The 14,145-nt window shown below is 74.2% G+C and carries 10 protein-coding genes; 2 read left to right on the top strand and 8 right to left on the bottom strand.

Annotation, left to right across the window (positions count from 1 at the left end):
• Positions 1-89 precede the first annotated feature (89 nt).
• Complete coding sequence (locus IO29_RS28975) at positions 90-1,619, bottom strand: MDR family MFS transporter (protein WP_030382859.1); 1,530 nt, start codon at positions 1,617-1,619, stop codon at positions 90-92.
• 293 nt (positions 1,620-1,912) lie between these two features.
• On the opposite strand from IO29_RS28975, the gene IO29_RS28970 reads away from it, so the two are divergent.
• Positions 1,913-3,022, top strand: coding sequence for an LLM class flavin-dependent oxidoreductase (locus tag IO29_RS28970; protein WP_030382858.1), 1,110 nt, complete (start codon positions 1,913-1,915; stop codon positions 3,020-3,022).
• A 76-nt stretch (positions 3,023-3,098) separates the two neighbouring features.
• Here the strand turns inward: IO29_RS28970 and IO29_RS28965 are convergent, their stop codons facing one another.
• The 4 genes from IO29_RS28965 to IO29_RS28950 form a co-directional block, all read right to left on the bottom strand.
• Positions 3,099-4,640: a long-chain-fatty-acid--CoA ligase gene (locus IO29_RS28965; protein ID WP_030382857.1), complete on the bottom strand. Its 1,542-nt coding sequence runs from the start codon at positions 4,638-4,640 to the stop codon at positions 3,099-3,101.
• Positions 4,641-4,743: 103 nt separating this feature from the next.
• Positions 4,744-5,970 carry a 5-aminolevulinate synthase gene (hemA, locus tag IO29_RS28960; protein WP_030382856.1) on the bottom strand — a complete coding sequence of 409 codons (1,227 nt, stop codon included), beginning with the start codon at positions 5,968-5,970 and terminating at the stop codon, positions 4,744-4,746.
• A 4-nt stretch (positions 5,971-5,974) separates the two neighbouring features.
• Entirely contained in the window at positions 5,975-7,555 is a 1,581-nt protein-coding gene (locus IO29_RS28955) for a class I adenylate-forming enzyme family protein (RefSeq protein WP_030382855.1), read from the bottom strand.
• A 46-nt stretch (positions 7,556-7,601) separates the two neighbouring features.
• Positions 7,602-8,825 (bottom strand): FAD-dependent oxidoreductase, encoded by a 1,224-nt coding sequence (locus IO29_RS28950; protein WP_030382854.1) that lies wholly within the window; start codon positions 8,823-8,825, stop codon positions 7,602-7,604.
• A 217-nt stretch (positions 8,826-9,042) separates the two neighbouring features.
• On the opposite strand from IO29_RS28950, the gene IO29_RS28945 reads away from it, so the two are divergent.
• Positions 9,043-9,630: a TetR/AcrR family transcriptional regulator gene (locus IO29_RS28945; RefSeq protein ID WP_030382853.1), complete on the top strand. Its 588-nt coding sequence runs from the start codon at positions 9,043-9,045 to the stop codon at positions 9,628-9,630.
• 45 nt (positions 9,631-9,675) lie between these two features.
• On the opposite strand, the gene IO29_RS28940 is transcribed toward IO29_RS28945, so the two are convergent.
• The 3 genes from IO29_RS28940 to IO29_RS28930 form a co-directional block, all read right to left on the bottom strand.
• Entirely contained in the window at positions 9,676-10,368 is a 693-nt protein-coding gene (locus IO29_RS28940) for a response regulator transcription factor (RefSeq protein ID WP_051707439.1), read from the bottom strand.
• A 199-nt stretch (positions 10,369-10,567) separates the two neighbouring features.
• Positions 10,568-13,396, bottom strand: a complete 2,829-nt coding sequence (locus IO29_RS28935) for an ATP-binding protein (RefSeq protein ID WP_051707440.1) — start codon at positions 13,394-13,396, stop codon at positions 10,568-10,570.
• Between the two features lie 461 nt (positions 13,397-13,857).
• Positions 13,858-14,145, bottom strand: a 288-nt coding sequence (locus IO29_RS28930) for a methylmalonyl-CoA mutase family protein (protein WP_030382850.1), incomplete at its 5' end; no start/stop codon positions are given.

Here is a 14,145-nt window from a genome sequence, read left to right as displayed (position 1 = left end):
GTGTGGGGTGGAGCGCGTGGGGTGGAGCGCGTGGGATGGAGCGCGTGGCGTGGGCACGCCGTGGGGGGCGGGCCAGGGGAGGGCGAGGGCTATTCGGACAGTACGGGCGCCGCACCCGCCCGCGCCGGCGGACCGTCCGCGTCGCCGGCCGCCGCGGTGGACCCGCGGCCGGGCAGGAAGAAGGCCGGCACCAGCGCGAGCGCCGTGAAGGCCAGCGCCCACCAGAACGGTGCCCGGAACGACGAGGCCAGCCCGTGGGCGACGGCACTGCCGGGCGCGACCGCCGCCAACCCCGGTACCGCCGCGGGCAGATGACGCAGCGCCTCGTTCTGGAGCACCACGGTGAGCACCGCCGTGCCCAGCGAGGCGCCGATGCGCTGGAAGACGTGGAAGGCGCTGGTGGCGCGCGGCACCACCTCCTTGGGCACGCTGCTGAACGCGGCGGTCATCGTCGGCATCATCGACGCCCCGAGCCCGAGACCGCGCACGACCAGCGCCGCGCCCAGCAGGAACCGGCTCGGATCGGCGTCGATGACGACGTACGGCAGCGTGCCCACGCCGACGAGGACGACGCCGGCCAGGGTGACGGTGCGCACGCCCAGGGCCACGGTCAGCCGCTGCAACAGGGAGACCGCGACGAGGTAGCCGAGGCTCTGGGGCAGCAGCATCAGCGCCGACTCCAGCACGCTGGTGCCCTGGACCACCTGGAAGTACAGCGGCAGCGGGATGAGGACGCCGTACATCGCGACGGCCATGACCATGCTGGCCAGGTTCCCGGCCGCGAAGTCCCGTACCCGGAACAGCCGCAGGTCGAGGACGGCCTCGCTGCGCCGGCGCAGGGCGTGCGCGACGAAGGCGACGCCGAGCACGACGCCGGCGCCGAGGCCGGCGAGGGCGCGCGTCCCGGTGAACCCGCCGGCCGCCCCGGCCTCGGAGAACCCGTAGATCAGCCCGGCGAGCGCGGGGACGAGCAGCACCAGGCCGAGCGTGTCCAGGACGGCGTCCTTCGTCGGGGCGATGACGTTGCGCACCCGCCACAGGATCAGGCCGAGGGTGACGACGCAGAACGGCACGTTGATCAGGAAGATCCAGCGCCAGCTCGCGTGGTCGACCAGCACGCCGCCGAGCGACGGCCCGACCAGCGGGGCGAACAGGGCGGGCACGGTCACGAGGGACATCAGCTTGGTGAGGCGGCGGGGTCCGGCCGCCTGGGCGATCAGCGCCTGTCCGACGGGGAGGGCGAGGCCGCCGCCGATGCCCTGGAGCACCCGGAAGCCGATCAGGCTGGACGCGTCCCAGGCGAGCCCCGACAGCAGGGAGCCGATCAGGAACACGGCCTGGGAGAACAGCAGCGTCTCGCGGGCGCCGTACCGGGCCATCGCCCACGCGCCGAGCGGCAGGGTGGCGGTGATGGCCAGCAGATATCCCGTCACCACCCATTGCACGGTGGCGATCTCGGCGTCGAAGGCCGCCGCCAGCGGCCCGATCGCGACATTGGTGATGGTGGCGTCGAGGAGCCCGGCGAAGCTGCCGAACGCCATGATGGCGGCGAGCCACCACAGATCGGGACCGATGCGCTCGGACTCGTCCGCCGAGGTCCGTTCCTGCTGGGTCGTCACGTCGCTCTCTTTCTCTTCTGCGTGCTCTTCGTGTGCTCTTCGGAGCGCTGGGTCACGAGGTGAGGATGCTCAGCGTTCCACAACACCTGTTGGATTGGCAACGGGTGTCGTCCAATGCGCCGGGAGAGCGACCCGTTCGAGGTACCCGCACGACGGTCCCCGGTCGGCGGCCCCGGCCGGGGACGGCGTTCGGGGCCGTGGAAGGGCCGGTCCGTTCGGGGGGCGAAAGCCCGTCCCACCGGCACCAGACTCGCGGCACGACTGTCGCGACTTCCGTCGAAGTGAGGAGCCCCATGGACCGGATGAGCTTCGGAGCCTTCTTGTCGCCACTGCACCCGCTGGGGGAGGACCCCGCCCTGAGCCTGTGGCGGGATCTGGAACTCGCCGAGTGGCTCGACCGGCTCGGCTACGAGGAACTGTGGGTGGGCGAGCACCACTCGGCGGGCTGGGGGACCATCGGCTCGCCCGAGCTGTTCCTCGCCACCGCCGCCGAGCGCACCCGGCACATCCGCCTCGGCACCGGCGTGGTGAGCCTGCCCTACCACCACCCCTACATGGTGGCCACGCGCGCCCTCCAGCTGGACCACCTGACCCGCGGCCGGTTCACCCTCGGGGTGGGGGCCGGTTCCATCCCCACCGACATGCACTTCCTCGGCATCGACCCGGCGGACACCAGGCGCCGCACCGCCGAGTCCCTGGACGTGATCCGCCAACTGGTGGCCGGTGAGGGCCCCGTGACCCGGGAGACCGACTGGTTCCGGCTGCGCGACGCGCGGCTGCACCTGCGGCCCAGCACGCCGGCCGGACTTCCGATGGCGGTCTCCAGCGCCGTCTCGCCGTTCGGCATGCGGCTCGCCGGCCAGTACGGCATCGCCCCGCTGTCCTTCGGCATCCCGCCGAAGCCGGGCAGCCGGATCGGCGACCTCGTCGGCCAGTGGCAGCACGCCGAGGAGTCGGCCGCCGAGCACGGGCACAAGCTGGACCGGGCCGACTGGCGGGTCGCGCTGACCGTGCACGTGTCGGACAGCCGGGCCCGCGCCCTGGACGAGATCGTCGACGGCTGGATGCGCTACCGCAACGAGTACTGGGCCCTGCTCGGCACCCCGCCGGTGGGCTCCCGCGCCGAGGCCCGCGCCCTGCTGGAGGAGCTGATCGACCAGCGCGGCACCCTCGCCGGCTCCGTGGACGAGGTCGTCGAGGCGGTCCGGGACGTACAGCAGGAGACCGGCGGCTTCGGACGGCTCCTGGTCAACGTGATGGACTGGGCGGACCGCGAGGCCACCCACCGCAGCCTGGAACTCCTCGCCCGGTTCGTGGCCCCGCACTTCAACGGCTCCCTGAAGGGCGTCACCGACTCCTACCGGTGGACGGCCGACCTCGCCCGCGCGCTCGCCAACAGGTGACCTGCGGGTGACACGGCCACGGGCGCTGCCCGGCACTCACGAGTGCCGGGCAGCGCCCGTAGCCGTAACGCCGCCCCTACCCCGCGAGCCGCGCCGTCAGTTCGCGCTTGAGGACCTTTCCGCTCGGCCCCAGAGGGAAGGAGTCGACGAACTCCACCCGGCGCGGGTACTTGTAGCCGGCCAGCCGTTCCTTGCTCCACGCCACGATCTCCGCGCCGAGCCGCTCGGTGCCCTCCGCGCCGTGCGCCGTGCGCACCACCGCGCACACCTCCTCGCCGTACCGGGGGTGCGGCACGCCGACCACCGCGACCTGCGCGATCGCCGGATGCCGGGACAGCACCTCCTCGACCTCGCGCGGATACACGTTGTACCCGCCGCGCACCACCATGTCCTTCTTGCGGTCCACGAGGGTCAGACAGCCCTCCTCGTCCAGGGTGCCCAGGTCACCGGTGCGGAACCAGCCGTCCACCAGCACCTCGGCGGTGGCCTCCGGGCGGCCCAGGTATCCGGCCATCACGTTGTGCCCGCGCACGACGACCTCCCCGACCTCCCCGGCGGGCAGCGGCTCGACGCGGTGCTCGGCGTCCGGCGCGGTGACGGCCACCTCCACGCCCCACACCGGCCACCCCACGGTCCCCGGCCGCCGGGGCAGCCCCGGCTGGTTGTAGGCGACCACCGGCGAGGTCTCCGTCAGTCCGTAGCCCTCGTACACCGGGCAGCCGAACACCTCCTGGATCTCCTCCAGCACCTTCACCGGCAGCGCCGACCCCCCGGAGTAGGCCCGGTCCAGCAGCGGCCGGCCCGGCGCCCGGCGCGCGCGGGCCGCGTCGAGCAGCGCCAGGTACATGGTGGGCACGCCCATGAACACCATGCGGCGGTGACGGCACATCAGCTCCACGGCCTCGTCCGCGTCGAACGACGGCATCAGCACCATCGTCGCCCCCGCCCGGAAACACACCCCCATGCCGCAGACCTGCCCGAAGGTGTGGAACAGCGGCAGCGGGCAGAGCAGCACGTCGTCGGCGTGGAAGTCGAACGGGGAGAGCATCGTGACGCCGATGTTCATGGTGAGGTTCAGATGGGTGAGCACCGCGCCCTTGGGCCGGCCGGTGGTGCCGGAGGTGTACAGGACGACGGCCGCGTCGGCGGGCTCGCGCGGCACGTACCGGTCCATGGGCGCCGCCCGTTCGGCCAGGAGGTCCAGGCGCCGGTCCGCCGGTTCCTCCTCGGCGAGCACGGTCAGCACCTCGACGCCCGCCATCTCGGCCGCCTTGGTGCCCTCGCCGAGGAACCCGCCCGCGCACACCAGCACCCGGGCCCCGGAGTCCCGCAGCACGTACGTGATCTCCTCCGCCTTGAGCAGCGCGTGCACGGGGACGACGACGGCGCCGGCCGCGAGCGCCCCGAAGTAGGCCATGGCGAAGTGCGGGGTGTTGGCCAGCAGGAGTGCCACCCGGTCGCCGGGACGCACCCCGCGGGCGCCGAGCACGGCCGCGTACTGCCGCGCCCGGTGCCACAGCTGCGCGTACGACACCTCCCGGCCCTCGAAGACGAGCGCCGGGTGGTGCGGGCGGCGCGCGGCCGGCTCGGCGAGCACGGCGGCCAGCGAAAGGGACATCGGTCATCAACTCCGTTCCGCCCGGCCGGACATGCGCCACCGGGCACCAGGACAGCGACGGGTACGGCCCGCGCGCCCGGCACGGACGCGCGGGCCGGGCGGGTCAGGTGCCGCGGACACCGCCGCGCGGGATGCCCAGTTCCTGCCAGATGCCGTCCAGCGCCTCGGCGAACTTCTCCACGTCGCCGAGCGTGTGCGTCGCGGACGGCGCCACCCGCAGGATCTCCTCGCCCTCCCGGACGCTGGGCGCGTTGATCGGCTGCACATAGATCCCGTGCCGTTCCAGCAGGATCGCCGAGGCCCTGCGGCACTGCGTGTCGTCCCCGACGAACACCGAGACGATGTGCGACTCGTCCGACACGAACGGGATCCGCCGCTCGCCCAGCAGCCGGTGCAGCAGCCCCGCGTTGGCCGCGAGCCGGTCCCGCTCCGCCTCGGAGGAACGCAGGTGCTGGACCGCGGCCAGGGCACTGGCGGCGGTGGCCGGCGGGAGCGAGGTGGTGAAGATGAACGGCCGGGACAGGGCGCGCACCGCGTCCACGAGGTCGGCCGGACCGGCGATGTACCCGCCCGCCGTGCCGAACCCCTTCGCGAGCGTGCCCATGTACACCGTGAACCGGTCGGCGATGCCCTCCCGCGCGGCGATCCCGGCGCCCTGCGGGCCGTACATGCCCACCGCGTGCACCTCGTCGACGAACGTGGCGGCCTCGAACTCCTCGGCCAGGGCGGCGATCTCGGCGAGCGGCGCCACGTCGCCGGACATCGAGTACACCGACTCCAGCACGATCAGCTTGGGCCGTCCGGGATCGGCGGCGGCCAGCAGCTCCCGCAGGTGCGCCACGTCGTTGTGGCGGAAGATGTGCTTCTCGGCGCCGCTGTGCCGCAGTCCGTCGATGATCGAGGCGTGGTTCAGCGCGTCGGAGAAGACCTGGGTGCCCGGCGCCCGGCCGGCCAGCACCGTCAGCGCCCCGTCGTTGGCCGTGTAGCCGGAGGAGAAGACCAGGGCCGCCTCCTTGCCGTGCAGTTCGGCCAGTTCCCGTTCGAGGAGCACGTGGTAGAAGTTGGTGCCGCCGATGTTGCGGGAGCCGCCGGAACCGGCGCCGAACGCGTCGACGGCGTTCTTGGCCGCCTCCAGCACCGAGGGGTGCTGGCCCATGCCGAGGTAGTCGTTGCTGCACCAGACGCTGATCTCCACGTCGGAGGGCGCGTCCTGGAGCCGGGCGAGCGCGCTCGGGAAGCGGCCGGCGCGGCGGCCGATCTCCAGGAAGTCCCTGCGCTGCCCGCCGAGGGCCTCCAGCTCACCGGCGAAGTGGTCCAGGAGTCGGTTCATGGCGTCAACTCACCTCTCGTACGGGAATGTTCGAATGGGTGGTGCCGTGCCGGGCGAGGCGCAGCCGGTGCTTGTCCGGCTTGCCCCCGGGGTTGAGGGGCAGCGCGTCGAGGACCAGGACCTCCTCGGGCACGTGCCCGGCGCTCAGCCCCGCGGCGATGTGCGCGCGCACGTCCTCGGCGTCGACCCGCGCGCCCGGCCGCGGCACGACGGCGGCCTCGAGGTGCTCGACGAGGTCGGGGTCGCGCACACCGAAGACGGCGGCCTGCGCGATGCCGGGAAGGGTGAGGATCCGGCGTTCGACGACGGCCGGGTGGACCAGCACCCCGTCGGCCTTGACCACGTCCGCGATCCGGCCGAGCAGGGACAGACACCCCCGCTCGTCGATCCGGCCGAGGTCGCCGGTGCGGTACCACTCCCCGCGCAGCGTGCGCATGCTCAGCGCGGGGTCGCCCCAGTAGCCGTCCATCAGGTGCGGGGAACGCACCCACACCTCGCCGGTGGCGCCCGGCGGCAGCCGCTGTTCGGTGTCCGGGTCGTGGACGGCGATCTCGTTCTCGGGGAACGGGCGGCCCACCGTGGTGTGCAGCTCCGGGTCCTGGTGGTCGCCGGGGTGCAGCAGGGTGATCCGGCCGCTCTCGCTGGTCCCGTAGCCCTGCACCAGTACGGGACCCAGGCGCCGTACGGCCTCGGCGACGCGCGCGGGCGCGGCGGCGCTGCCGGTGTAGATGAGCTGGCGCAGCGCGGACAGGTCGGCGGCCGGGAGCCCTTCGTGGTCGAGCAGTTGGTAGAGGTGGGCCGTGGCCATGAACGTATGGCTGATCCGGTGCTCGGCCAGGGCCCGCAGCACCGGTCCTGGCGCGAACTCCTCGTGCAGGACGACGGTGCCGCCGCCGGCCAGGACGGCGTCCGCCATGGTGGCGACGGTGTGGCTCAGCGGCGTGGTCACCAGCAGCCGGGCGGTGGCCCCCGCCTCGCCGGTGAACGCCTGCCCGGTCACCTCGACGAGGTTGTCCCAGGCCGCCGCCGACAGCCGGATGCCCTTCGGCCGGCCGGTGCTGCCGCTGGTGAAACCGATCACCGCCAGGGCGTGCGGCCGCCAGGGCACGGCGGTGAACTCCCGCGCGCCCTCCGGAGCACCGGAGTCCACGACGGCGACACGGCCCCGGGCGCGCTCGGCGAGGACCCGGGCGCGGTCGGCGTTCTCCGCGTCGGTGAACAGCACCCGGACCCGGGTGTCGAGCAGGATGCGGAGCTGGGCCTCGACGGGCAGCGCGGGCGCGGAGGTGCCGGGGTTGGTGGAGCGCACGTGGCAGACGGCCGCGCCGAGCAGATGGACCGCGTAGCGGACCCGCAGCATGTCGGGGCTGTTGGACGCGGTCAGGACGCCCACCACGCCGCCCGGCCCGGCGCCCCGCTCCCGCAGCAGTGCGGCAGTCGCGGCGACCGAGGCCGCGAACTCCCCGCCGGTCAGCGCCTGTTGCCGCCAGCGCACGGCGACGCGGTCCGGCTGGGCGGTCAGCGCGGACAGAATCCGCGCGACATACCCGTCGTGCGGTGCCCACCAGCCGTCCGGTAGAGCCATGGTCGACCTCGATTCGGTGCGTGAGTGAGGGAAGGGGGCGGTGTTCTCAGTGGCCGTCGGCGCCGAGCTGGGCGACGAGCTCCGGTTGCAGCGTCGTCATCGCCTCGACGAAGTCCTGGTGGGCGCCGCGCTCCGGGGGCGTGGCGTCGTAGGAGCGCAACGCCGGGGTGTCCCACTGGAGTTGCTGCAACCGCTCCACGTAGGGGCGGCGGACGCGCTCGTAGGTCTCCACCCGGGAGGGGTCCTTGTGCGCGAGGGCGTCGTCCACCGCGCGGGCCAGTGACGCGGCGCTGTGCAGGGACTGGTTGAGGCCCTGCCCGCCCAGCGTGTGCAGCCCGTGCGCGGCCTCGCCGAGCAGCAGCACCCGGCCCGCGCGCCAGGACGACGCCCGCCACATCGCGAAGTCGATCCGGAACACCGGGGAGGTCCGGCCGCGGACCTCGCCCAGCCAGTCGGCCAGTTCGGGGTCGACCGCCTTGATCTGCCCGGCGAGCACGGCCGGGTCCCCCTGCCCCAGCGCCTCGCCCTGCTCCTGGTCGGGGCACCACACGACGGCCATCGACGAGCCCGGCGTGGGCACGGTGAACAGCGCCTGCGGAGCCGGGTGCCGCACCAGCAGCACCGGCTCGCGCCTCGGCAGGACCGGCGCGGCCACCAGCCAGCCGGGGCGCCCGAACGGCGTGTCGCGGACGGTGATGCCGGTCAGGTCGCGCAGCGGGGAGTGCCGGCCGTCCGCGGCGACCGCGTACCGCGCCACGACCCGTTCCTCGCCGCCGTCCCCGCCCCCGGCGGCGTCCGCGAAGGTCAGCAGGACACCGTCGTCGTCCTGCTCGACCGCGGCCACCCGCCGGCCGGTCCGCACCGTCGCGCCCGGCTCCGCGCGCAGCCGGGCCAGCAGCGCCTGCACCAGCGTTCCGGTGGGTACCGTCAGGCCGTACGGCCGGGCGATGCCGGGGAGGTCGTGGTACCGCCAGCGGGAGAGCAGCCCGTCCCGCCCGTGGTCGTCGGCGCCCAGGACGCGCTGACCGGCCGCGAGCAGTTCCTCCTCGACGCCCTCCCCGGCGAGCAGGCCGAGGGTCGGCGGCGCCACGAGGGGGGAGATGCCCGCGCCGGCCGGCTCGAACTCCGCCTCGGGGGCGACGAGCAGCACCGAGCGGCCCGCCCGCGCGCATCGCAGCGCCGCCAGGAGCGCGGTGGCGCCGCCGCCGGTCACGCACACGTCCACCTCGGCCCCGGGGCCGCCGACTGGGTTCCGATCGCTTGCGGTCATCGGGTTCCTCCGTTGAGTGGCCGTCACTGGTCGGCCATCCTCACGAAGCCCCCGCCGGCCGCCCAGACCCGTCCGACCGGCCCGTTCGGGCCGCCCGCCCGGCGGCGCCCGTCCGGTGGCGCCGGACCGCCGGGCGGACGCCCCCGGCCGGGCACCGCCCGTCGGCCCGGCCGGATCACTCTGCGACAACTGTCGGGTACAGGTGTAACCTGGGCGAATGTCCGACACCACGACAGACCCCGGCACCAAGCGCGTCGATCCGCGGGTGCTGCGGACCCGGGCGCTGCTGCGGTCGGCCGCGCTCGAACTGGCCGCCGAGCGCGAGCTGTCGGGCATCACCGTGGCGCACGTGGCCGAGCGGGCGACGGTGAACCGCGCCACCGTCTACCAGCACTACAGCGACCGTGACGCGCTGCTGCTGGACGCGATGGAGGACGAACTGACCGCGCTGGTGGCGGTGCTGGCCCGCTGCCCGCTGGTCGACGGCCCGCGCCGGACGCCACCGGCCTTCACCGACGTCTTCCGCCACGTGGAGTCCCAGCTCGTCCTCTACCGGCGGATGCTGGGCCCCTGCGGCTCCGCCCGGTTCCTGAACCGGTTGCAGCAACTGGTCGCCGAGCAGGTCGCGCACCAGCTCGCCGCCGCCCCGGCCGGACCGCGCGACGGCTCCGGCACCGCGCTGCGGGCGCACTGCGCGGCCGGCGCCTTCATCGGCGTCCTGCGGCACTGGCTGATGACACCGGAACCGGTCGACGCCGGGACGATGGCCGACGGGGCGTGGCACGCCCTGTCCCCGACGGGCTGAACCCCGCCGAGGACGACGCCACCGCACCCCCGCGACACGGAACCGTCAGGCCAGCAGCCCCTGCTGCAATGCCACCGAGACGGCCTGCGCCCGGTTGGAGCAGTTGAACTTGGCCAGCAGATTGGCCACATGGCGCTTCACACCGTGCTCCGAGATGCCGAACCGGTGCGCGATCATCCGGTTGCTCAGCCCCTCCGCGATGAGCCCGAGCACCGCCTGCTCCCGCGGGGTGAGCTGGACCCGGGGGCTGCGGTGCGCCCCCCGGCTGCGGCCCGCGTGCCGGATGAACAGCCGGGCGAGGGTGTCCGGTATCGGCAGCTTGCCCCGCTCCAGCCGGCGCAGCGCCTCCGCCATGGAGTCCGGCGTCAGATCCTCCTGCATCACATAGCCGTCGAACGGGATGGCGGCGATCCACGGGATGTACTCGGGCTCCGCGCTGTCCAGGAGCAGCAGCGACTTCACCCCCGACCGGGAGCTCTCCCCGACCAGCTCGGCCAGCGGCGCCTCCCCGTAGGCCGCCGACACGATCAGCAGGCCGTACCGCTCGGCGCGCAACAGCGCCGCGGCCTCCTCGGGACCGGCGCAGGCCACCACGGAGCAGCCGTGGCCGGGCCCGTCGAGCAGGCTGCGGACCCCCCGGCGCGCGACCTCGTTCGGCAGGACCGTGAGTACCGTGAGCACCGGGCGGGCGGTCGCCCGGCCGGTGGGTGCGGCGGGTTGCGTCTGGACGTACGACATCGGTCTTCCCCCTTGTACGAACTGGACCCATCTGGTGGTGCGATCCGGATCTGTCCGGAGCCGGACGGCGGCGCGCCGTGTCCCGCGCGTGCCGTCGGGTCTCCCCGGAGTTCAGCGCTCTCTCCGGCCCCGCGAGAAGCATGTCAGCGACCCGGCCGCGGACGTAGAGGCAAGCTTCCACTGCCGGTCCACTGGACAGTCACCGGATCTCCGGCGTCCGCCGCGCGAGCCACGCGTCCGCCCGGCGCCGCCCCTCCCGGCGGGCCGGCTGGAGCACCGACAGCCGGGTCACCTCGCGCACCCAGGCGCTGCGGAACACGTACTCGTCCGAGCCCGGGATGGAACTGTGGTCCGCCCGGACCAGGAAGTGGCGCCGTTCGAGATGGGCCAGCCACCGCTCGGACTCGGCCACCTCCCGCCGGCCCACGGCCGCGACGGCCTCGGACCAGAACCGGGGGCCCTGGACCGACGCTTCCCGCAGCACCGCCTTGGCCTGCGGGCGCAGGGTGTCGATGTGCTCGGTGACCACGGCCCTGACCCGCTCGGGCGGATGCCCCGGGAGCGCAGTGCGCGGCTCCGGCCGGTCCGCGGAGCCCGGGGACCTGAACAGGGCCGCGTACTCCGTGACGAACAGCGGGGTGCCGCCGGTCACCGCCGCCAGCTCGACCGGGTCGATCTCGCGGCGCACGCCCCAGTGCTCCCAGAGCCGGCGCACGAGGCGCGCGGAGGCATCCTCGCTCAGGGGCTCCAGGTGCAGGGTGCTCGTCGTCCGGTAGCCGCCCCCGCCCCAGTCCGGCCTGCGCTCGATCAGATCGGGACGCGCGGTGGTGACCACGAGCAGCGGGACCCGGGCCGAGGGCTCGGCCAGGCCGTCGACGAAGTCGAGCACACTGTCGTCCGCGAGGTGCAGGTCCTCCAGGACGAGCACCAGGGGCTTCTCGGCCGCGAGCGCCTCCAGCATCGCCCGGCAGGCGGCGGTCGCCGCACCGGCCGAGTCGTCGGCGGCGTGCGCGGCGCCGAACCGCCCGCCGCCGGTGGGCGCCGGTGCGACCAGGGCGCGCAGCCGGCCGAGGAGGGCCTCCCGCCCCGCCACCCGCGGTCCCAGCCAGCGCCCCAGCGCCGCCGCGAGCTTGTCGTCGACCGTCCCCGGCGGGTCCTCCGGGCGCAGGCCCGCGCACAGGGCGACCAGGTCGCCCAGCGTGGCCGGACCGGTGGCACGGCCGAGGACCGGAATCCGCAGCCGCAGCAGGTGCGCGTCCTCCGCGCGCGCACCCACCAGGCGGGCGAACTCCTGGACCAGCCGGGTCTTGCCCACGCCGGGCTCCCCGAGCACGCTGATCTGGCGCGGCCTGCCCGTGCGCGCCGCCTGGTTGAGCAGGGCGGCCAGCACATCCAGCTCGGCCTCGCGCTCCACCAGCGGGGCCTTCGCCCCCGGCGCGGCCGGCGGCCGGCCGAGCGCCGCCCCGGCGACGGACGCCGGCACGGCCTCCAGCGGGTCGCCGAGGCCGGTGGTGACGAGCCGGGCGGCCCTGCGGGTGGCGTCGCACAGTTTGATGCGGCCCGGTTCGGCCGACTCCAGCTGCCGCAGGCACTGGTCGAGCAGGGCGCCGACGACCATGGGCGCGGCGTCCTGGCCCGCCTCGGCGAACCGGACCAGCGCGTCCCCGGTCGACACCGCCACCCGCACCCCGCCGACGGACGGCACGGCGCCGGCGGGCAGGGTGAGCCGCAGCAGCCGGTCCTGCACCGCGTGCCCGGCCCGCACGGCGCGCAGCGCGTCGTCCACGCGGCTGCGGAACACCCCGAAGAGCATCAGCAGGGTGGAGCCGATCCGGCCGGCCACGGTCCCGCCGTAGCCTCCGGCCACCTCCGCGACCACGGCCGACACCTCGCGGAACCGGCTGTCGAAGGCCTCCGCGTCGTCGCTCCCGAGGGCGGGGGCCGGCGGCTCGACCCGCACCAGGACCGCGCTCAGCCGCTTGCGTTCCCCCGCGCCGTGCCCCGGCGGGGCGTCCTCCCCGGTGGCGGGCGGGGCGAGGGCGGGGGCCGGCGGGGACGCCTCGGTGACCAGCGCCGAGGCGGGTGTCGAGGGCGGTGCTCGGAAGACGGTGCGGGCGGCCTCCCGGGGCACCGTCCGGGGGGCCGGACGGTCCGCCGCCGGGCCGGGCGGGGCGGGCGGACGGACGGGCTCCGGCGGTACGGGCGGATCGAGCGACGGATCCCGGGTGCGCACCGCCCGCTCGAGATCCCGCAGCGCCCGCGTGGGCTCGCTGTCGAACCGCTCGGTGAGCAGGGCCCGTTGACGCCGGTAGACCTCCAGGGCGTCGGCCGGCTTGCCGCTGCGGTGCAGCGCGAGCATGAGGAGCGCGCACAGCCGCTCGTTCATGGGGTCCGCCTCGGCGAGCAGTCGCAGCTCGCCCAGGACCAACTGGTGCCGGCCGCACCGCAGTTCGGCGTCGGCGCGGTCCTCGCGGATGGCCTGGCGCTCCTCGGACATCGCGGTCAGTTCCGGCCAGGAGGCTCCGGTCTCCACCAGATCCGCGAGCACCGCGCCGTTCCACTGCGCCAGCGCCTGGCGGAACGACTCGGCCGCGGCGGCCGGCGCGCCGTCGGCCAGCTCCCGCCGCCCCTGTTCGGCCAGACGGCGGGAGCGGTGCAGGTCGACAGTGTCGGGGTCGACGCGCAGCAGATAGCCGGGCGCGTGGGTCAGCAGGACCACTTCGTCGTCCGGCCCGTTGCCGCGGGCGAGTGCGGTGCGCAGCGCGGAGACGGCGTTCTGCACCATCTTCCGCGCGGTGACCGGCTTCCTGCCCGGCCACAGGGCGTCCACCAGCCGGCTGGTGGCGACGACCTGGTTGGGGTGCAGCAGCAGCTGCCCGAGGACCGCCCGCTGTTTCGTCCCGGGTATGGGGATGGCCCGGCCGTCCCGGTCCTGGACGGTGAGGGGGCCCAGTACCCGGAACCGTATCGGCCGGTGTCCGTCCGGGGCCTGCTCCTCGGCCCCGGAACGCTGGTCCTGGCTGTACATGAGTACTCCTGACATGGCGCGACGACATGGACTGGTGGGGGGAGGGGGGAAAGCGCGCGGTGGCAGGGAGCGGCACGGGTGGCCGCGCGTCAGGGACGACAGCGTTCGACGTGCAATGGTTGAAGCCGTGATTTGTGGAGAAACGATGGCTGAATTCGGCCGTTTGAAGCAGTGATTCCGGAGATGAGCATTGCCGGGCAATTCCTCATTCTGTGGAGTCATCCTGTGGAGTTCGAACTGTTCGATCGTTTCGTGCGGGAGTCTACCTTTCTCGCGGTGGCGCGTGCCGGGTTATCGGGGGCGTCCGGGGGTGCGCCCGGCGGTCGGCCGGGAACGGCGGGAAAAGGTTCTCGTGGCGGCCCTAAACGGGTGCGCACCGTGCCCTTTCTCACAGTTGAGACGCGTGCGCCCCGCGCACCGGTTGCCTTTGCGGGAAAGGGATCACCACTCGGTATCACGGCTCAAAAGGTGTCGGTGGGCCGGTACGTGCCCCACACTTCCCGCAATGCGTCGCACACTTCCCCGACCGTGGCCCCGGCGGCGAGCGCCTCCTTCATCGGATAGAGGACGTTGTCCTCGCCCTCGGCGGCCTTCCGCATCTCCAGCAGCGCGGTATTGACGCGTTCCCGGCATCTCCATGCCCGCAGTTTCGCCAGGCGTTCGGCCTGGCGGGCCTCGATGGCGGGGTCGACGCGGAGGGGTTCGTAGGGTTCCTCCTCGTCGAGCTGGAAGCGGTTGACGCCGACGAC

The sequence above is a fragment of the Streptomyces sp. NRRL F-6676 genome (assembly GCF_000725625.1).
Lineage (GTDB): Bacteria > Actinomycetota > Actinomycetes > Streptomycetales > Streptomycetaceae > Streptomyces.
This window is presented reverse-complemented; position numbering and strand designations above follow the sequence as displayed.

Excerpts from the sequence above, each read along its gene's own strand:
- IO29_RS28970 (WP_030382858.1), top strand. The coding sequence starts at position 1,913 with ATGGACCGGATGAGCTTCGGAGCCTTCTTGTCGCCACTGCACCCGCTG.
- IO29_RS28965 (WP_030382857.1), bottom strand. The coding sequence starts at position 4,640 with ATGTCCCTTTCGCTGGCCGCCGTGCTCGCCGAGCCGGCCGCGCGCCGC.
- hemA (WP_030382856.1), bottom strand. The coding sequence starts at position 5,970 with ATGAACCGACTCCTGGACCACTTCGCCGGTGAGCTGGAGGCCCTCGGC.
- IO29_RS28955 (WP_030382855.1), bottom strand. The coding sequence starts at position 7,555 with ATGGCTCTACCGGACGGCTGGTGGGCACCGCACGACGGGTATGTCGCG.
- IO29_RS28950 (WP_030382854.1), bottom strand. The coding sequence starts at position 8,825 with ATGACCGCAAGCGATCGGAACCCAGTCGGCGGCCCCGGGGCCGAGGTG.
- IO29_RS28945 (WP_030382853.1), top strand. The coding sequence starts at position 9,043 with ATGTCCGACACCACGACAGACCCCGGCACCAAGCGCGTCGATCCGCGG.
- IO29_RS28940 (WP_051707439.1), bottom strand. The coding sequence starts at position 10,368 with ATGTCGTACGTCCAGACGCAACCCGCCGCACCCACCGGCCGGGCGACC.
- IO29_RS28935 (WP_051707440.1), bottom strand. The coding sequence starts at position 13,396 with ATGTACAGCCAGGACCAGCGTTCCGGGGCCGAGGAGCAGGCCCCGGAC.